The sequence below is a fragment of the Parafrankia sp. EAN1pec genome (genome assembly GCF_000018005.1).
Taxonomy (GTDB): Bacteria; Actinomycetota; Actinomycetes; order Frankiales; family Frankiaceae; genus Parafrankia; species Parafrankia soli.
The window spans coordinates 2,032,769-2,051,995 of sequence record NC_009921.1 but is presented as its reverse complement, the minus strand read 5'-3'; the positions used below and the strand labels follow the sequence as shown (position 1 = coordinate 2,051,995).

Here is a 19,227-nt window from a genome sequence, read left to right as displayed (position 1 = left end):
CACCGAACGGCCACGGACCGTCGGAAAGCAGATCACCGCAAACAAACCGTCCAAAAATGCGCAGGGGCGGAGCCGTCCCCGATGGGGGTCGGCTCCGCCCCTGCGGGCGGATCAGGTGGCGTCAGCCCTTGACGGCGGCTGTTAGGGCGTCGGCGCGGGAGGTCGCCTCCCAGGTGAAGTCCAGCTCCGGGCGGCCGAAGTGCCCGTAGGCGGCCGTCTGCGCGTAGATCGGGCGCAGCAGGTCGAGGTCCCGCACGATCGCGGCCGGGCGGAGGTCGAAGACCTGCGTGACGGCGTCCTGGATCTGCGCGTCCGGCACCTTGCCCGTGCCGAAGGTCTCGACGAACAGGCCGACCGGGTGGGCCTTGCCGATCGCGTAGGCGACCTGGACCTCACAGCGGCTGGCCAGGCCCGCGGCCACGACGTTCTTGGCGACCCAGCGCATGGCGTAGGCAGCCGAGCGGTCGACCTTGGACGGGTCCTTACCCGAGAAGGCGCCGCCGCCGTGCCGGGCGTACCCGCCGTAGGTGTCCACGATGATCTTGCGCCCGGTGAGGCCGGCGTCGCCCATCGGGCCACCGATCTCGAAGCGACCGGTCGGGTTCACCAGCAGGCGGCGCCCCTCGGTGCTGATCTCGAGGAGGGCGAGCTCCGGCTCCACGACGTACTCGGCGACGTCGGGCGCGAGCAGGGTGTCGAGGTCGATGTCGGCCGCGTGCTGCGAGGAGACCACAACGGTGTCCAGGCGGACCGGCTTGCCGTCCTCGTACTCGATGGTGACCTGCGTCTTGCCGTCGGGGCGCAGGTAGCCGACCTGGCCGTCCTTGCGGACGGCGGACAGCCGCCGGGCGAGCCGGTGTGCCAGGGCGATCGGCAGCGGCATGAGCTCGGGGGTCTCGTCGCAGGCGAACCCGAACATCAGGCCCTGGTCGCCGGCGCCCTGACGGTCGAGGTCGTCCTCGGTGGAGCCCTCGACGCGCGCCTCGTGGGCGGTGTCGACACCCTGGGCGATGTCGGGCGACTGCGAGCCGATCGAGACGCTCACGCCGCAGGAGGCGCCGTCGAAGCCCTTCTTGGAGGAGTCGTAACCGATCTCCAGGATCCGCTCGCGGACCACCGAGGCGATGTCGACGTAGGTCTTGGTGGTCACCTCGCCGGCCACGTGCACCTGACCGGTGGTGATCATGGTCTCGACGGCGACCCGGCTCTTCGGGTCGTCCTTGAGCATGGCATCGAGAATGGAGTCGCTGACCTGGTCAGCGATCTTGTCCGGGTGTCCTTCCGTGACGGACTCGGACGTGAAAAGGCGCGTCGCCACTGGACTACCCCCTGGGGAGATCAGGACTGATACCGACGGAGTTTACCGAGGTTCACTCAGGGGTACGCGCACCGGCCGGCTTCCGGTCGTGCAGCGCGTCGACGATCCGGTCGAGCACCTGGTGGGCAAGAAGATCCTTACTGGTCAGGGCGATCTCCGCGGCCCCGCCCGCACGGTCAAGGAGGACGGCGCTGTTCTGCTCCACCTCAAACCCCAGGCCGGACCCGACCCGGTTCACCACCAGCAGGTCCACCGGCTTGCGGGCGAGCTTCGCCCGGGCGAGGTCGAGGACCCCGGCGTCGGGTCCGCCCGTCTCCGCCGCGAACCCGACCAACACCTGCCCGGGACGGCGGTTCGCGACAAGCTCGGCCAGGACGTCCGGGTTGCGGATCAGCTCGATCGCGTCCGGCGCCGCGGACTCTTTCTTGATCTTGTACTTGTGCTCGGTGGCGGGCCGGAAATCGGCCACCGCCGCTGCCATGACCACGACGTCGGCGCGGGGGGCCGCGTCGTGCACGGCCGCCCGCAGCTGTTCGGCCGAGCCCACCGGCACCGTGGTCGCGCCGGCCACGTCGGGCAGGGCGACGTTGGCGGCCACGACGGTGACCGCCGCGCCGCGGGCCACCGCCGCGCGGGCCAGCGCGTATCCCTGCCGGCCGCTGGAGGCGTTACCGAGAAACCGCACCGGATCGAGGTACTCGCGGGTGCCACCGGCGCTGACGAGCACGTGGCGGCCGGCGAGGTCGGGCCGCATGCCGTCACGCCCGCGGGCGAGAACCGCCCGGGCGACCGAGGCGATCTCGATGGGTTCCGGCAGCCGGCCCGGCCCGGAGTCGGCGCCGGTCAGCCGGCCGACGGCCGGTTCCAGCACGAGGGCGCCCCGCTCGCGAAGCAGGGCGACGTTGGCGCGGGTCGCTGGGTGCTGCCACATCTCGGTGTGCATGGCTGGGGCGAACAGCACCGGGCAGGTGGCTGTGAGCAACGTGCCGGTGAGCAGGTCGTCCGCCCGGCCCGCCGCGGCCCGCGCCATCAGGTCCGCGGTGGCGGGCACGATCAGCACCAGGTCGGCCTCGCGCCCGACCCGGACGTGCGCCACGTCCTCGGCGTCGGTGAACAGGTCGGTCACCACCGGCTGGCCGGACAGCGCCGCCCAGGTGACCTCGCCGACGAAACGCAGCGCCGCGGCCGTCGGCACGACGCGGACGTCGTGGCCGGACTCGGTCAGCTGGCGCAGCACCTCGACGGCCTTGTACGAGGCGATGCCGCCGGACACGCCGAGCACGACCCGCGGCCGCCGCGCCGCCCCGGCCGAACCACCGCCGCGCATCCCCGCCCCGCCGCCTGTCACGCGGAACAACCGAGGCGGGCAGGACCGGCGAGACGGACGCGAGCCGCGGAGGCCGCGTGGGTCAGGAGATCGGCGGCAGCGGGTCTGTGATCGTCTCGTGCGTGAGCAGACCGGAGTTGATCTCGCGGAGCGCGATCGACAGCGGCTTCTCCTGGGCGCTGGTCGTCTCCACCAGCGGGCCGACGTACTCCAGCAGGCCCTCGCCGAGCTGGGAGTAGTAGGCGTTGATCTGGCGGGCCCGCTTCGCCGCGTAGATGACGAGGCTGTACTTCGAGTCGGTGGCCTCGAGCAGCTCGTCGATCGGCGGGTTCGTGATGCCCTCGGGCTGGGCGACAGTACCGGACACGGTGTCCTTCCGGGGTGGGGCGGTCGGGCGGCTCCAGGCGCGCCGTGGGCGGCCTGGGCCGAGCCCTGTCCCGGACAACAGTACAGCCGCAACCGGTACAGCCCGTCACCGAGCCGTTCGCCGCCGGGCCGTGGGTGCCCCGAAGATCACGCGTCCCCGGGAGGTGGAGCGCCGAGCCGCCGGTCACGGGACGTCCGCAGCGCGGTGCGCGTCCCGCGGGCGACCGGTCATCAGCCCCACCAGCTTCGCGGCGGCGGCCGTGACCTCGTCGTTCACGACGACCTCGTCGAACTCCGTCTCGGCCGCCAGCTCGATGCGGGCCCGGTCGAGGCGCCGGCGGATCACATCAGGCGCCTCCGTGCCCCGACCGGTCAGGCGACGGACGAGCTCGTCCCAGGTGGGCGGGGCCAGGAAGACGAACCGGGCGCCCGGCATTGCCGACCGGACCTGCCGGGCGCCCTGCAGCTCGATCTCCAGCAGGCAGGGAACGCCCTGTGCCAGCCGCTCCTCGAGCGGTCCCCGAGGAGTGCCGTAGGCGTGCCCCGCGAACATCGCGTGCTCGACGAACTCCCCCACCTTGACCATGTGGGCGAACTCCTCCGCGTCGGCGAAGTGGTACTCGACGCCGTCCGTCTCGCCCGGCCGCGGCGCTCGCGTCGTCACGCTCACCGACACCCACACCTCGGGGTGCAGCCGGCGGACGGCGGCGACGACCGTGCCCTTCCCCACTCCGGACGGCCCCGACAACACGGTCAGTCCCATCCCGACACCTTAGAGCCCCTCCACGGGGTCACGCAGGTTCAGGCGGGGCGGGCGGGCCACGCCGGCGACGGCCGGCCCGGCGCCCCCCGGCGCCCGCCGTCCCCTACCGTCAGCCAACGGACCATCGTCATCAAGATGCCATCAAAGGACGGGTTCCCCCGTTCACCCCGATGGTATGCGGCCGTCAATGGGAACCCGGTCGGGTGACCACACGGGTGGCCCCGGCCGGTGCACGCCAAACGGATCGGGATCGCCATCACCGAACCCCTGGGACTTTAGTCCCAGGACATTCGGCGAGAACTCCTCACGGCCCGCCGGCGATTGATCGAGTGACGCGAATCCGCGACGCAATGAACGCCGACGGCACCGGAACGTGTCGACGCCTCGCGGCCTCAACACCTTCCGGCGGCGCCCGTTACGGGCCGTTACCAACGACCCGGCAATCGGAACGCCTATGCATCACGCCACACTCAGGCGCCCGTGCCGAACTCCTCGAGGAGCGCGGCACGCTGCTTGGCCCCGAGCCCGCGCAAACGGCGGGTCGGGCTGATACCGAGACGCTCCCGGATCTTCTGGGCCCGAACACGGCCCACTCCGGGAAGCGACTCCAAGACCGCGGAAACCTTCATCTTGCCGACGACCTCATCGCTGTCCGCCAGCTCGAGAACGGCGGCAAGACTGATCTCCCCCTTCTTCAACCGCTCCTTGAGTTCGGCGCGCTGCTTACGGGCCAGCGCGGCTTTCTCGAGGGCGGCGGCCCTCTGCTCGGGCGTCAGGGGCGGCAGGGTCACGGGTACGCCTCCTCAATTCGGTGATCGCGCCGCGCAAACTAGCGAGGAAGAGGCTCCTCGGTCCAGCCGGAGCTGCATCACGGGGGTACCCCGCATTGTCCCCACAAGACACAGCCTTTGCCCGGATGAATGACCTGCGTCGCACGCGCCGGACGCATTCGGTCCGTAGCGGCCCCACCGTACCGGTACTCGGGCACCCAGAGCGGCCCAGATCCACCCGTAGTGGCGTTTGCGCAGGTCAAGGGCCTACCGGAGTGGAGTAACCCTGGTGGCGATAGTGGCGGCGGCCACGGCCCGATCGGCCGCGGAGGTGATCGGACGGCCGATCACGAGGAGGTCCGAACCGTCAGCGAGTGCCCGTTCCGGGGTGGCGACCCGGGCCTGGTCAGCCCGCTCAGACCCCTCTGGACGCACTCCAGGCGTGACCAGAGTCACAGTTTCACCAAGCTCCGCGCGGACCATGGAGACCTCTTTCGGGCTGCAGACGAGCGCCCGCGCACCGGCCTCCACAGCGAGCACCGCGAGCCTGCGGACGGCGTCCGAGGGCGGTCCGGACAGCCCGACGGCGGCGAGCGTGGCGGCGTCCAGCGACGTCAGCACCGTGACCGCGGTTACATGAACATCGGGCCCGGCGTCGACCGCGGCGCGCACCATGGCCGCGCCGCCGGCCGCATGCACGGTCACGAAGCGAGGTGCCAGCGTGGCCAGCGAGCGCATCCCGCCGGCCACGGTCGCCGGTATGTCGTGGAGCTTCAGGTCGAGGAAGAGCTCGGGCGCCGCGGAGCCGTGCGACTCACCCCAGCCGTCCGTCACATCACCCCCCGTGACGGAACTCACCACCCGAGCAGGCGCCGCAGGCTCCGCCGGCCGAGCCGGAGCGAGCAGCCCTTCGTCACGCAGCGCAGTCACGATCGTCGGCCCGGCCCGGTAGAAGAGCTCCAGACCGATCTTCAGCACGGCGACGTGCGGCGCCACCTCGCGGGCCCAGCCCAGCGCGGTGGCGGCGTCCGGAGCGTCGAGCGCGACCGCGATCGGGGCGCGGCCCGCCGGTGGCGTCCACCGGCGGGGGGCGCCCGATGAGGTCACCGGTCCGCCACGGTCGAGGCGGGCGCCCCGCCGGCCGAGCCGGATCCCGACCCGGCGCCCGGCGCGGGTCCCGGCCGCGCCCCCGGCGCCCGGGAGCCCGAGCCGGAGGTCGCACCCGGCAGTCCCTCGGGGGTCGTCCCCCAGGTCGACCGCAGGGCCGCGTGGTACTCCTGCAGCGGCCGCACCCCCAGTTCGCCCCTTACGAGCGACTCGATACCCTGCACGCACGCGGCGGCGCCCTGAATGGTGGTGATGCAGGGCACCCCGGCGCTGACACAGGCGGTGCGGATCTCGTATCCGTCCAGCCGTGGCCCGACACCCCACGGCGTGTTGATGACCAGGTCGATCTGGCCAGACATGATCATTTCGACGCAGTCGATGAGGTTCTCGCTGGGAGCCCGATGCTTGCCGAGAACCACGGCCTTGACCCCGTTGCGGCGCAGCACATCGGCGGTGCCCTCGGTCGCGTAGACGACGAAGCCGAGGTCCGCCAGCCGCTTGATCGGGAAGATCATCGCACGCTTGTCGCGGTTGGCGACGGAGACGAACACCCGTCCGTAGGTCGGCAGCGACGCGTAGGCCGCGGCCTGCGACTTGGCGTACGCGGTACCGAAACCGTCGTCGATGCCCATCACCTCGCCGGTGGAGCGCATCTCCGGGCCGAGCACCGTGTCCACCCCGCGCCCGCCCGCGTCCCGGAACCGACCGAAGGGCAGCACGGCCTCCTTGACCGAGATGTGCGAGTCCAGCGGCAGGGTGGCGCCGTCGCCGTACTCCGGCAGCAGGCCCTCGGCCCGCAGCTCGGGCACGGTTGCGCCGAGCATCACCCGGGCCGCGGCCTTGGCCAGCGGCACGGCCGTCGCCTTGGAGACGAACGGCACCGTGCGCGACGCGCGCGGGTTGGCCTCCAGCACATAGAGCACGTCGGACTGCAGCGCGTACTGCACGTTGAGCAGCCCGCGCACGCCCACCCCCTCGGCGATCAGCCGGGTGGACTCGCGGATCCGGTCGAGCTCCGAGCGCCCGAGCGTGATCGGCGGCAGCGCGCAGGCGGAGTCGCCGGAGTGCACCCCGGCCTCCTCGATGTGCTCCATCACGCCCGCGAGGTAGAGCTCGGAGCCGTCGTAGAGCGCGTCCACGTCGATCTCGACCGCGTCGTCGAGGAAGCGGTCCACCAGCACCGGGTGCTCCGGCGAGATCTGCGTGGCGCGCTCGATGTAGTCCCGCAGCATCGGATCGTCGTAGACGATCTCCATGCCACGCCCCCCGAGCACATAGGACGGCCGCACCAGCACCGGGTAGCCGATCCGGTCCGCGACCGTGCGCGCCTCGGCGTAGGAGGTGGCCACCCCGTGCGGCGGCGAGGGCAGGCCGGCGGCGGCGAGCACCTGCCCGAACTGGCCGCGGTCCTCGGCGAGGTGGATCGCCTTCGGTGGCGTGCCGACGAGCGGGACGCCGGCGTCGGCGAGCGCGGCGGCGATGCCCAGCGGGGTCTGGCCGCCCAGCGACACGATCACCCCGGCCAGCGGCCCCGCCTGCGACTCGGCGTGCACGACCTCCAGGACGTCCTCGACGGTCAACGGCTCGACGTAGAGGCGGTCCGCGGTGTCGTAGTCGGTGGAGACCGTCTCCGGGTTGCAGTTGACCATCACGGTCTCGTAGCCGGCCTCGGAGAGCGCCATCACCGCGTGGCAACAGGCGTAGTCGAACTCGATGCCCTGCCCGATCCGGTTCGGCCCGCTGCCGAGCACGATCACCCGGGGCTTCTCGCTCGGCGCGACCTCGGTCTCGGAGTCGTAGGACGAGTAGTGGTACGGCGTCGCGGAGGCGAACTCGGCGGCGCAGGTGTCGACCGTCTTGTAGACGGGACGGATGCCCGCCCGGTGCCGGAACGACCGGACCACGTCCTCCTTGGTGCCGAGCAGGCCCGCGAGCTGGGCGTCGGAGAACCCGGCGCGCTTGGCGCGGCGGATGCCGTCCGGGTTACGGACCAGCGACGCGGCGATCTCGTTGATGAACACGATCTGGTCGACGAACCAGGGGTCGATGCCGGTGGCATCGGTCACCTCGGCGGGCGTCGCGCCGGCCAGCAGCGCCTGCTGGACGGTGTGCAGCCGCCCGTCGTGCGGGGTGCGGGCCGCGTCGAGCAGCTCCGCCGCGGACCGGCCCGGCGGGTCGAAGGTGAACGCCAGGCCCGACTGCTCCATCGAGCGCAGCGCCTTCTGCAGGGCCTCGGCGAAGCTGCGCCCGACCCCCATCGCCTCCCCGACGGACTTCATCGTCGTGGTCAGCATCGTGTCGGCGCCCGGGAACTTCTCGAACGCGAAGCGCGGCACCTTCACCACGACGTAGTCGAGGGTCGGCTCGAAGGCCGCCGGGGTGGTGCGGGTGATGTCGTTGGGGATCTCGTCGAGGGTGTAGCCCAGCGCCAGCTTGGCCGAGATCTTCGCGATCGGGAAGCCGGTCGCCTTCGAGGCCAGCGCGGACGAACGAGACACCCGCGGGTTCATCTCGATGACGACGAGACGTCCGGTGGCCGGGTCGACCGCGAACTGGATGTTGCAGCCGCCCGCGTCGACCCCGACGGCGCGCATGACGGCGATCGACATGTCCCGCATGCGCTGGTACTCGCGGTCGGTCAGGGTCATCGCCGGGGCGACGGTCACCGAGTCACCGGTGTGCACGCCCATCGGGTCGATGTTCTCGATCGAACACACGACGACCACGTTGTCGGCGCGGTCCCGCATGAGCTCGAGCTCGAACTCCTTCCAGCCGAGCACCGACTCCTCGACGAGCACCTCGGTGGTCGGGCTGGCCGCCAGCCCGTCCGCGGACATCCGGCGCAGCTCGTCGGGGTCGTGGGCGAACCCGCTGCCGGCACCGCCGAGGGTGTAGCTCGGCCGCACCACGACCGGGTAGGAGAACTCCTCGGCCGCGACCAGGCACTCCGCCACGGTCGTGCAGATCGCGCTGCGGGCCGTCTCGCCGTCGACGGAGGCGACGATGTCCTTGAAGGCCTGCCGGTCCTCACCGGAGCGGATCGCGTCGATGTTGGCGCCGATGAGCCGGACGCCGAAGCGCTCGAGCACCCCGGCGTCGTGCAGGGCGACCGCCGTGTTCAGCGCCGTCTGCCCGCCCATGGTGGCCAGGATGGCGTCCGGCCGCTCCCGCTCGATGATCTTCGTGACGATGTCCGGCGTGATCGGCTCGACGTAGGTCGCGTCGGCGATCTCCGGGTCCGTCATGATCGTGGCCGGGTTGCTGTTGACCAGGATCACCCGCAGGCCCTCGGCCCGCAGCACCCGGCACGCCTGCGTCCCGGAATAGTCGAACTCGCACGCCTGGCCGATGACGATCGGCCCGGAGCCGATCACCAGCACGGAGCGCAGGTCCTCGCGCCTGGGCATCAGCCTTCTCCCCGCTTCCGCCGGCCGGCCGCCATCAGGCCGCAGAACCGGTCGAACAGTCCCTGGGCGTCGTGCGGGCCAGGCGCCGCCTCGGGATGGAACTGGACACTGAACGCCGGCACGTCCAGGCAGGTCAGGCCCTCCACCACGTCGTCGTTGAGCGCCACGTGGCTCACCTCGACCCGCCCGTAGGGGGTGTCGGTCGTACCGGTCAGCGGCGCGCGCACCGCGAAGCCGTGGTTGTGGCTGGTGACCGCGATCCGGCCGGTCCGGGTGTCGGCCACGGGCTGGTTCACGCCGCGGTGGCCGTAGGTCAGCTTGTACGTCTCGAAGCCCAGGGCCCGTGCGAGCACCTGGTTGCCGAAACAGATCCCGAAGACGGGGACACCCGCCTCCAGCACCCCGGTGAGCGTCTCGACCGCGTAGTCCGCGCGGGCCGGGTCACCCGGGCCGTTCGAGAGGAAGACCCCGTCGGGCGAGAGGGCCAGCAGCTCGGCGGCCGTGCTGCGGGCCGGCAGCACGTGCACCTCGCAGCCCAGCGCTGCCATGGAGAGCGGGGTGTTCCGCTTGATGCCCAGGTCCAGCGCGGCGACGGTGAAGAGCGGCAGGCCCGACCGCGCCTCGACGACGTAGGGCTTGTCCGTGCTGACCTCCGGGGCGAGGTCCGCGCCGACCATCTCCGGCGACTCGCGCACCCGGTCGAGCAGCGAGTCGAGATCGGTGTCGGTGCTGCTGACCCCGCACCGCATCGCGCCGCGCTCGCGCAGGTGACGGGTCAGCGCGCGGGTGTCGACCCCGCTGATCCCGACCACGCCGGCGTTCTCGAGCTCGTCGTCCAGGGTGCGTTGGGCGCGCCAGTTCGACGCCAGCCGGCTCGGGTCCCGCACAACGAAGCCGGCCACCTGGATGCGGTCGGACTCGTAGTCGGTGTCGTTCACCCCGGTGTTGCCGATGTGCGGCGCCGTCATGATCACGACCTGACGGTGGAACGACGGGTCGGTGAGGGTCTCCTGGTAGCCGGTCATCCCGGTGGAGAAGACCGCCTCGCCGAACGCCTCGCCGACCGAGCCGAACGCGTCCCCGGCGAAGCTCCGGCCGTCCTCGAGCATGAGCACCGCGCGGCGGGGCGCTCCCGGCCCGCGCCGGGCCTGTTCCCGCTCCGGCGGAGCCGGCTGCCTGTCCAAGCCGGTCACCGGCTCACCCCCGCATCGATCCGTCGTGCCCGGCTGCCGGCCAGGCCCCCTCCACCCCTGGCAGACCGCCAGGGCGCCGCTGTCACGGGTACTCCTCCCGTCGGTACGAGGCCTCACCGGGCGGTGCGGTGAACGCGTCGGTCCCCTGGTCTCGCGGCCGCTCCGCCGGGTCGGCGCCGGTCCGCCAGTAGTTCCCTTGGTCACCCGGCGCGCCGACGGCCGGCGGCGTGCCGGCCCGGCCGCGGGAGGCGTACGCCTCCCGGTCGTATCCACCCTGGTCACGTCCGCCCGGGTCGCGCCGGCCCTGGCCGTATGCGCCCTGGCCGTATCCACGCGAGTCGTGGGCACCCGTGTCGTTGGCACCGGAGCCGTAGGCACCCGAGCCGTAGGCACCCGAGCCGTAGGCACCCGAGCCGTGGACGCCGGTGTCGCCGGCACCCAGGTGGTACGCGGCCGAATCGAGCCCCCCCTGGTCGGGAGCGGCCGGCCCGGGGGCGCCGGGGCGCCCGTACCCGCCGGTGGCGTGGCCGCGCGCGTCCAGCCCGCCGGTGCCCTGGCGACGCAGGTCGTAGCTGTCAGTCCCGTACCCGGCCGTGTCATAGCCGGCTGTGCTGTAGCCGGCGGTGTCGTAGCCGGCCGTCCCGCCGCTCACGGCCTGGGAGCCCTGGGCGCCCACGTCGTGGGCACCTGGCCGGTAACCGCCGGTGTCGTACGCACCCGTCCGGTGCGAGCCCGTCCCGTACCCGCCAGCACCGTGGGAGCCGGTGTCGTACGCACCGGTGTCGTACGCACTGGCGCCGTGGGCGCCGGTGCCGTGGACGCCGGTACTGTCGGTACTGATGCTGTGCGCGCCGGTGACGTGGGCGCGGATGTCGTAGGCGCCCGTGTCCTGGGCACCCGTCCTAAGGGCACCCGTCCCGTGGGCAGCGGTGTCGTAGCCGCCGGAGGCGACCGGGCCGGGCGCGTCCGCGCTGTATCCGCGCTGGCCGGCGTGGGTCTCGGCGGCGGCGCCCTGACTGGCCGCGGCGCCACCGCGGCGCCACCCGGCCCGCTCCGACCGGGGCTGGCGGCCGTTGACCGGGATCGGCATCGTCGCGGGCCCGCCCGGGGCCACCGCGGCGAGATCATGACGCTGCCCGCGGGCGGGGGCCGCGGCGGCCGGCGCGCCGGGCTCGGCCGGGCGTGCCGGCGCCGGCACGCGGGGCCGCAGCCGGTTGCGCGGCCGGGGCAGGGCGTGCGGCGAGGTGATGTCGCCGGACATCGGCTGGGCGGGCGCCGGCCCGATGAGGTCGTGCACGGAGCGGACGACCTTCGGCTGGCGGGCCCGGTCCTCGCCGCGGAAGCCGGCCTCCAGCTCCCGGCCCTCGAACGACCACGCGACCACGATCAGCCGGCTCGGCGCGGCGACCTTCCCGGCGTGCGCCCGCTCGAGGCGGGCGCCCCGCACGGCCTCCCGGGGGATCCAGAACGCCTCGCCGTCCCGGTCGACCCGCACTCCAAGCTCGTAGACGGCGATGTAGTCGCCGTCGTGCCCGGCCAGGCCGCGCGCGGCGATCCACTCCCGCCAGTGGCCGGCGTCCACCGTGCCGAGGTAGCGCCCACGCAGCGGGGCGGCCAGCACGTTCCCGGTCTGCTCCGGCGGCTCGGGCAGGTCCGGCAGGTTCTCCTCCTGCTGTTGCGCACGGCCGCGCCAGGCCCGTCGCATCGCGCCCACGACTGCCACGACCAGCAGCAACAGGCCGAAGGCGAGGAGCAGGTGCAGGCCCGTCTGATCCTTGCCACCGGCGGCCAGCACGGGGCCGGCCAGCGCGAACGGGGTAATCCCCGGCAGGGATGTGGATCGTGAGGCGGAGGTCATATGATCTTCCCGTCGAGCACGGTGGGCCGGCCTCGCAGGAACGTCGCCCGAATGGCACCGGGCAGCGTGCGGCCACCGTACGGAGTGTTGCTGCTCCGGCTGGCGACGGCGAGTGGATCGATCACCCGTCGCGCCTCCGGGTCGAGCAGGGTCAGGGTGGCGGGCGCGCCCACCTGGGCGAAGCTCGCCGGGTCACGCGGCGTGTCGGCGACGGCGCCGATCCGGGCCGGCGCCAGCGCCATCCGGTCGGCGACACCGGCCCAGTCGAGCCGGCCGGTTTCGACCATGGTCTGGATCACGATGGACAGCGCTGTCTCGAGGCCGAGCATCCCGGGCCGGGCGGCGGCCCACTCCGTCTCCTTGTCCTCGGAGGCGTGCGGGGCGTGATCGGTGGCCACACAGTCGATCGTGCCGTCCGCGAGACCGGCTCGCAGTGCCTCTGTGTCGGCCGCGGTGCGCAACGGCGGATTGACCTTGTACACCGGGTCGTACGAGGCGACGAGCTCCTCGGTGAGCAGCAGGTGGTGCGGGGTGACCTCCGCGGTCACCCGCCAGCCCTTCGCCTTGGCCCACCGGATGAGCTCGACCGAGCCCGCCGTGGACACGTGGCAGATGTGCAGGCGCGACCCGACGTGCCCGGTCAGCAGGGCGTCCCGGGCGATGATCGCCTCCTCTGCGACGGCCGGCCAGCCGGGCAGGCCCAGCCGCGCGGCCATGGCGCCCTCGTTCATCTGCGCCCCGGCGGTCAGCCTCGGCTCCTCCGCGTGCTGCGCGATCACGCCGTCGAAGGCCTTGACGTACTCGAGCGCGCGGCGCATGAGCAACGCGTCGGACACACAGTGACCGTCGTCGGAGAACATCCGGACCGCCGCCGCGGAGGAGGCCATGGCGCCCAGCTCGGCGAGCCGCTCGCCGGCGAGCCCCCTGGTCACCGCGCCGACCGGGCGCACGTCGCAGTGCCCGGCGTCCTGGCCGAGCCGCCACACCTGCTCGACCACCCCGGCGGTGTCGGCGACGGGGTCGGTGTTGGCCATCGCGAACACCGTCGTGTAGCCGCCGAGCGCCGCCGCGCGGGTACCGGAGTCGACCGTCTCGGCGTCCTCCCGGCCAGGCTCGCGCAGGTGGGTGTGCAGGTCAACGAGCCCGGGCAGCGCCACGAGCCCGGTGGCGTCGACGACCAGGGGGGCGGGGCGGGTGCCGTCGGCGGAGCCCGCGGTGGCCTCGGCCACGACGCCGGTGTGCTCGCCGCCCCCGGCCGGCGCGACAGCGGCGATCGTCCCGCCGGCGATCACCAGATCCCGCGCGTCACCGCCCAGCGGACGGACGCCACGCACCACGATCACCGATGTCATGAGGACTCCCGTTCGGCGCCGCTGCCGCCGAGCAGCAGGTAGAGGACGGCCATGCGGACGCTCACGCCGTTCGCGACCTGCTCGACCACCGTCGAGCGCGGCGAGTCGGCCACCGAGGAGGCGATCTCCATCCCGCGGACCATCGGCCCGGGGTGCATGACCAGGGCATGCTCGGGCATGAGCGCGGCCCGGTCCGCGTCGAGGCCGTAACGGCGGCTGTACTCCCGCTCGGTCGGGAAGAACGCCGCGGACATCCGCTCCCGCTGCACACGCAACATCATGACCACGTCGCTCTTGGGCAGGACCGACTCGAGGTCGTAGGACACCTCGACGGGCCACCCGGAGATACCGAGCGGCAGCAGCGTGGGCGGGGCGACCACGGTCACCCGCGCACCGAGGGTCGTCAGCAACCAGACATTGGAGCGGGCCACCCGCGAGTGCAGGACGTCCCCGACGATCGTCACGGCCAGCCCGTCCAGCCGGCCGAGCCGGCGGCGGATGGTGAAGGCGTCGAGCAGCGCCTGGGTGGGGTGCTCGTGCGTACCGTCACCGGCGTTCACGACGCTGCCGCGCACCCAGCTGGCCAGCCGGTGCGGGGCGCCGCTCGCGGGATGACGGCAGACGACGGCGTCCGCGCCCATCGCCTCGAGGGTCTGCGCTGTGTCCTTCAGGCTCTCGCCCTTCGACACGCTTGACCCCCGGGCCGAAAAATTGATCACATCTGCCGACAGCCTCTTGGCGGCGACCTCGAAGGACGTGCGGGTACGGGTGGAGTCCTCGAAGAACAGATTGACCACGGTCCGGCCGCGCAGCGTCGGCAGCTTGCGGACCGGCGCGTCCGCGACCCGCGCCATGCGGTCCGCCGTGTCGAGCACCAGCAGCGCGTCGTCGAGCTTGAGATCCGCGGTGGAAAGCAGATGGTTCATCACACCCACCACCTCGGACGGCGGCGCGGGGTCGCGTGCGCGGTCACGGCGCGTCCGACGAGACGATGAGGACGGCGTCGGCGCCGTCGACCTCCCGGAGCCGGACGGCGACCGACTCGCGGCGCGAGGTGGGCATGTTCTTCCCCACGTAGTCGGCGCGGATGGGCAGCTCGCGGTGGCCCCGGTCGACCAGGACGGCGAGCTGCACAGCGCGGGGGCGGCCATAGGCGGACAGCGCGTCGAGCGCGGCCCGGGCGGTGCGCCCGGAGTAGAGGACGTCGTCGACCAGGACGACGACCATCCCGTCGACCCCGCAGTCGGGGATCTCGGTCACCTCGAGCGGGCGCACGCCGCGCAGCCGCAGGTCGTCCCGGTACATCGTCGGGTCCAGGGAGCCCACGGGAAGGGTCACGCCCTCGACCGCGGCCACCCGGCGCGCCAGCCGCTCCGCGAGCGGCACGCCGCGGGTCGGGATGCCGAGCAGGACCACGCCGTCGCCGCCGGAGGTCTTCTCCAGCACCTGGTGCGCCATCCGGCTCACAACCCGGTTCATGTCGGCGGCGGAGAGCACGGTGCGGGTGATGCCGAGCCCCTCGGACCCGGTGAGCCCCTCGGATCCGGTGGGGGTGCTGCTCACATCGGCCGTCCCGGCACGGAGCTCGTCCCGTGGACGGGCGGTACGCCCGGTACGCCCGGTCGTGTTCCGGGCAGGGTCGCCTTGTGCGGCCGAGGCCACGAGGTGTCCCTCCTTCCCCGCCTCACTGGACGGTCCTTAAAGGAGCGGTCCACGCGACGGTACCAGCCGCCTCCGGGCCCAAGGGACCGGTCGAGCAGGCCTGAGGGCCGGGGCCACGCAAGACGTCGGCCCGGCACGGACGGATTCCGTGGACGCTTCGACCAGCCCGCGAGAGCCGTTGCTGAGAGTGACACGGATCACGATGCTCCGCATACCGAGCACCGAAATCGTCACCACACGTCACCGTAGATAGACGAAACGCGCCGGCCAGCGCCCCATCCGGGAAGTACCAGCGGCGCTAATGCCAGCCGCAACCAGGAGGCTACAGAAAGTGGTACAAAGAAAGAGGCGACACGACCCCCCGGGTGTCGAGCCTCAACCTGGCGGGCACTACTATCGGTAACCGCCGGCGGCAAGAGCCCCGGTTCCAGCTGATCGACCACGACAGGAGTGGGCACTTCGATGTCCGACTATGCGAAGGCGCTCGGTGCTCGGCTGCGCGCGATACGCACCCAGCAGGGGCTCTCGCTTCATGGCGTCGAGGAGAAGTCGCACGGTCGCTGGAAGGCCGTCGTGGTGGGCTCCTACGAGCGTGGAGACCGCGCCGTCACCGTCCAGCGCCTGTCTGAACTGGCCGAGTTCTACGGCGTGCCGGTAGGGGAGCTGCTCCCCGAAGGCTCCACCGTGGCGCCCCTCGAGCAGTCCCCGCGCATCGTCCTCGACCTCGAACGTCTCGCGCAGGTTCCCAAGGAGCAGGGCGGTCCGCTCGCGCGGTACGCGGCCACCATCCAGAGCCAGCGCGGCGACTACAACGGCCGGGTGCTCTCAATCCGTTACGAGGACCTGCGTTCCCTCGCGGTCATCTACGACACCTCCCCGAGCAAGCTCACCGAGCAGCTCGTGTCCTGGGGTGTTCTCTCGCCGGAGCAGGGCAGCGAGCCGGCCGCGTCGGACGCCTAGTCCCGCCGTCGGCTGGTTCCACACTCGGATGCCCGGCCCGGGCATCCGGAAGCACCAGGCACCACGGGCGGACGGTCACCGGGGGTACCGTCGCTCCGCTCCACCACCCAGCGGTGGCACGCACAGCACCAGCACCAGCACCAGGAATCTTCTGGGGGACGACCCGGTACGTCACATCCGTGACGTACCGGGACACCGCGCAGACTCAGGCGCGAGCCTCGGTACGCGAGCTCAGGCCTCGGCCGACTCGCCGCCCACGGCCTCAGCCGCCCCGGCTGCCCGAGGGCTTCCCTCCGGCACCGGTTTCTCCTTGAGCAGGCTCGCCAGCAGGCCGTTGACGAATGCCGGCGACCGCTCAGTGGAGATCGTCTTGGCCAGCCGCACCGCCTCGTCGATCACGACCCGGTCCGGCACGTCGGAACGCCAGAACAGCTCCAGCACCGCGATCCGGAGGATGTTCCGGTCCACCGGGGGCATCCGGTCCAGTGTCCAGCCCTGGGCGAACCGGGCGATGTGCGCGTCTATCTCGGCCAGGTGGGCCACCACGCCCTCGACGAGGTCCGAGGTGTAGTCCGGCACCGGCGGGTCGGCCTGCGCCCGGTGCGCGGCAAGGGTCTCCATCGCCCGCGCCGAGCGCATGTCCGCCTCGTAGAGGACGTCCAGCGCCCGCTTGCGGGCCTTGGACCTGGCGCTCAGCTCGTCACCCGGCCCAGGTACCGGCCGTCGCGGGTGTCGACCTTGACCTTCTCGCCGGTGGTGATGAACAGCGGCACCTGGATGTTCGCGCCGGTCTCGAGCGTCGCCGGCTTGGTGCCGCCGGTCGAGCGGTCGCCCTGGACGCCCGGGTCCGTCGCGGAGATGGTCAGCTCGACGCTCGCCGGAAGCTCGACGTACAGCGGCGCGTCGTCGTGCAGCGCGACGGTGGCAATCGTGTTCTCCAGCATGTAGTCGGCAACCCCGCCGACCACTCCCGGAGGGACCGGGATCTGGTCGTACGACTCGCTGTCCATGAACACGAAGTCGGCGCCGTCACGGTAGAGGTAGGTCATCTCGCGGCGGTCGACGGTCGCGACGTCCACCTTGATTCCGGCGTTGAACGTCCGGTCGACCACCTTGCCGGTGAGCACGTTCTTCAGCGTCGTCCGGACGAACGCCCCGCCCTTGCCCGGCTTGACGTGCTGGAATCCGACGACGTTCCACAACACCCCGTCGATGTCGAGCGTCATGCCGTTCTTCAGGTCGTTCGTTGTCGCCACTGCGCGTGTCTCTCCGTTCCGGTCGCCGTCCGGCCGATCGCCGTAGGCCTGATCGCCGTATGGCCGATCGCCGTGTTGTCGACCGACCGTCAGCTGGTCGATCGCCGGCCCGCCGCCCGTCACCGGGTCAGGCCGCGGCAAAGTCTACAGATCGAGGGCATGGCCGCCTCGCAGCCCACGGCGGACCACGCGCGGTGCCAGCCGAACGGTCAGTTCCCGGTAGCGCTCACACCGCCCGCGGCGACCGAGCCGTACGCGGCCAGCAGCAGGCCGGGCTCGGGATCGTCGAATCCGCGCGGCCGGCCGAGCGCTTCGAGCACAACGAAACGCAACCGCCGGCCCCGGGTCTTCTTGTCCACCCGCATCGCGTCGAGCAGCGCCGGCCAGCGGTCCCCCCGGTACTCCACCGGCAGCCCGATGGCCCGCAGCAGCTCGCGGTGGCGATCGGCGGTCACGCGGTCGAGCCCGGCGACGAGCCGGGAGAGCTCGGCGGCGAAGACCATGCCGACCGAGACCGCCGCGCCGTGCCGCCAGGAGAAGTTCTCGACCTTCTCGATCGCGTGGGCGAGGGTGTGCCCGTAGTTCAGGATCTCGCGCCGGCCGGCCTCGCGCGGGTCGCCGGACACCACCGCCGCCTTGACCCGGATCGACCGCTCGACGAGCTCGGGCAGCCGCGCCGACCCGGTCGGATCGGCCTCCAGCAGCTCGAGGATGCGCGGATCGGCGATGAACCCGGCCTTGACGACCTCGGCGAGCCCGGCCCGGACCTCGACCGCCGGCAGGCTGGCCAGGGTCGACAGGTCACAGAGCACCGCCAGCGGCTGGTGGAAGGCGCCGACGAGGTTCTTGCCCGCCTCGATGTCGATGCCCGTCTTGCCACCGACCGCCGCATCGACCATCCCGAGCACGGTGGTGGGCACCTGGATGACGTCGACACCACGCAGCCAGCCCGCCGCGGCGAACCCGGCCAGGTCGGTCGTCGTCCCGCCGCCGAGCCCGACCACCAGGTCGTCGCGGGTGAAGCCGACACGGCCGAGGGCGTCCCAGCAGGCGCCCGCGACCCGCAGCTGCTTGGCCTCCTCGCCGTCCGGCACCTCGAACGCGTGCGTCTCGACGCCGGCACCGGCGCCGGCCCGCAGCTCGGCGATGACCGCCGCGGCGGTGGCCCGCAGCGCTCGCGGGTGAATGACCATGACCCGGGTGCGCCCCGCGGCCAGCGCCGGTAGCTCGCAGAGGGCGCCCTCGCCCAGCACCACGTCGTAGGCCCGGTCACCGGACGGGGTGACCTGGATGCGGACCATGTCGGAAACCTTCATCGCGCACATCAGTGCCCCGCCCTCCCGGCGAGCTCGATCAGGATCGCGGCGACGACGTCGTCGATCCCGAGGGCGGCGGTGTCCACGGTGATCGCGGCCACCTCCTCGTACAGCGGACGGCGGGCCTTCAGCAGCGCGGCCAGCCGGGTCCGCGGGCCCTCCACGAGCAGCGGCCGGTCGCGCGCGAGCCCGACCCGCTTCGCCGCGTCAGACGCGGTCACGTCAAGGTAGACGACCCAGTGCCGGGCCAGCTCGGCGCGGACGCCGGCGTCCAGCACGGCCCCGCCGCCCAGGGCGAGCACACCCGGGTGCTCGGCCAGGGCGGTCAGCACCGCCGCCCGCTCCGCCGCGCGGAAGTACTCCTCGCCGTGCTCCAGGAACACGTCCGAGACGCTCATTCCGAGGTTCGACTCGACATCGGCGTCGGTGTCACGGAAGGCCACCCCGAGGCGCGCCGCGACCGCTATACCGACGGTGCTCTTACCCGCCCCCGGCGCGCCGACCAGCACGGCGACCGGGCCGGACACAGCTGCCCCCGGCCCGTCGGCCCGCGCCCCGCTCTCCGCGCGCAT

17 protein-coding genes are annotated in these 19,227 nt (G+C 72.5%); 1 reads left to right on the top strand and 16 read right to left on the bottom strand.

Annotated elements, in window-relative coordinates:
• Window positions 1-121: 121 nt before the first annotated feature.
• The 12 genes from metK to pyrR form a co-directional block, all read right to left on the bottom strand.
• Window positions 122-1,318 carry a methionine adenosyltransferase gene (gene metK / locus FRANEAN1_RS08385; protein ID WP_020459326.1) on the bottom strand — a complete coding sequence of 399 codons (1,197 nt, stop codon included), beginning with the start codon at window positions 1,316-1,318 and terminating at the stop codon, window positions 122-124.
• Window positions 1,319-1,370: 52 nt separating this feature from the next.
• Complete coding sequence (gene coaBC / locus FRANEAN1_RS08380) at window positions 1,371-2,645, bottom strand: bifunctional phosphopantothenoylcysteine decarboxylase/phosphopantothenate--cysteine ligase CoaBC (protein WP_020459325.1); 1,275 nt, start codon at window positions 2,643-2,645, stop codon at window positions 1,371-1,373.
• Between the two features lie 82 nt (window positions 2,646-2,727).
• On the bottom strand, window positions 2,728-3,012 hold the full coding sequence (rpoZ, locus tag FRANEAN1_RS08375; protein WP_020459324.1) for a DNA-directed RNA polymerase subunit omega: 285 nt from the start codon (window positions 3,010-3,012) through the stop codon (window positions 2,728-2,730).
• A 183-nt stretch (window positions 3,013-3,195) separates the two neighbouring features.
• Window positions 3,196-3,774 (bottom strand): guanylate kinase, encoded by a 579-nt coding sequence (gene gmk, locus FRANEAN1_RS08370; RefSeq protein WP_020459323.1) that lies wholly within the window; start codon window positions 3,772-3,774, stop codon window positions 3,196-3,198.
• A 470-nt stretch (window positions 3,775-4,244) separates the two neighbouring features.
• Window positions 4,245-4,565: an integration host factor, actinobacterial type gene (mihF, locus tag FRANEAN1_RS08365; RefSeq protein ID WP_020459322.1), complete on the bottom strand. Its 321-nt coding sequence runs from the start codon at window positions 4,563-4,565 to the stop codon at window positions 4,245-4,247.
• 246 nt (window positions 4,566-4,811) lie between these two features.
• On the bottom strand, window positions 4,812-5,651 hold the full coding sequence (gene pyrF, locus FRANEAN1_RS08360; protein ID WP_020459321.1) for an orotidine-5'-phosphate decarboxylase: 840 nt from the start codon (window positions 5,649-5,651) through the stop codon (window positions 4,812-4,814).
• The gene (carB, locus tag FRANEAN1_RS08355) at window positions 5,648-9,058 is read right to left on the bottom strand and encodes a carbamoyl-phosphate synthase large subunit (protein ID WP_020459320.1); all 3,411 of its coding nucleotides are present in this window, start codon (window positions 9,056-9,058) and stop codon (window positions 5,648-5,650) included. The genes pyrF and carB overlap by 4 nt, the downstream gene beginning before the upstream one ends.
• Complete coding sequence (carA, locus tag FRANEAN1_RS08350) at window positions 9,058-10,251, bottom strand: glutamine-hydrolyzing carbamoyl-phosphate synthase small subunit (RefSeq protein WP_020459319.1); 1,194 nt, start codon at window positions 10,249-10,251, stop codon at window positions 9,058-9,060. The genes carB and carA overlap by 1 nt, the downstream gene beginning before the upstream one ends.
• 82 nt (window positions 10,252-10,333) lie before the next feature.
• Window positions 10,334-12,109, bottom strand: a complete 1,776-nt coding sequence (locus FRANEAN1_RS42055; protein ID WP_020459318.1) for a hypothetical protein — start codon at window positions 12,107-12,109, stop codon at window positions 10,334-10,336.
• A complete protein-coding gene (locus FRANEAN1_RS08340) occupies window positions 12,106-13,461 on the bottom strand; it encodes a dihydroorotase (protein ID WP_020459317.1) in 1,356 nt (451 codons plus the stop codon). The genes FRANEAN1_RS42055 and FRANEAN1_RS08340 overlap by 4 nt, the downstream gene beginning before the upstream one ends.
• Window positions 13,458-14,387: an aspartate carbamoyltransferase catalytic subunit gene (locus FRANEAN1_RS08335; RefSeq protein WP_020459316.1), complete on the bottom strand. Its 930-nt coding sequence runs from the start codon at window positions 14,385-14,387 to the stop codon at window positions 13,458-13,460. Before FRANEAN1_RS08335 ends, FRANEAN1_RS08340 begins: the two co-directional genes overlap by 4 nt.
• Before the next feature lie 43 nt (window positions 14,388-14,430).
• On the bottom strand, window positions 14,431-15,024 hold the full coding sequence (gene pyrR, locus FRANEAN1_RS08330) for a bifunctional pyr operon transcriptional regulator/uracil phosphoribosyltransferase PyrR (protein ID WP_020459315.1): 594 nt from the start codon (window positions 15,022-15,024) through the stop codon (window positions 14,431-14,433).
• Between the two features lie 561 nt (window positions 15,025-15,585).
• Between pyrR and FRANEAN1_RS08325 the strand changes: the two genes are divergently transcribed.
• Window positions 15,586-16,083, top strand: a complete 498-nt coding sequence (locus tag FRANEAN1_RS08325; protein ID WP_006540108.1) for a transcriptional regulator — start codon at window positions 15,586-15,588, stop codon at window positions 16,081-16,083.
• A gap of 231 nt (window positions 16,084-16,314) precedes the next feature.
• On the opposite strand, the gene nusB is transcribed toward FRANEAN1_RS08325, so the two are convergent.
• From nusB to FRANEAN1_RS08305, 4 genes are all read right to left on the bottom strand, one after another.
• Window positions 16,315-16,779 (bottom strand): transcription antitermination factor NusB, encoded by a 465-nt coding sequence (gene nusB, locus FRANEAN1_RS08320; RefSeq protein ID WP_083788184.1) that lies wholly within the window; start codon window positions 16,777-16,779, stop codon window positions 16,315-16,317.
• Entirely contained in the window at window positions 16,776-17,339 is a 564-nt protein-coding gene (gene efp, locus FRANEAN1_RS08315; protein ID WP_020459313.1) for an elongation factor P, read from the bottom strand. Before efp ends, nusB begins: the two co-directional genes overlap by 4 nt.
• 209 nt (window positions 17,340-17,548) lie before the next feature.
• Entirely contained in the window at window positions 17,549-18,664 is a 1,116-nt protein-coding gene (gene aroB / locus FRANEAN1_RS08310) for a 3-dehydroquinate synthase (protein ID WP_020459312.1), read from the bottom strand.
• On the bottom strand, window positions 18,664-19,227 hold the full coding sequence (locus FRANEAN1_RS08305) for a shikimate kinase (RefSeq protein ID WP_020459311.1): 564 nt from the start codon (window positions 19,225-19,227) through the stop codon (window positions 18,664-18,666). The genes aroB and FRANEAN1_RS08305 overlap by 1 nt, the downstream gene beginning before the upstream one ends.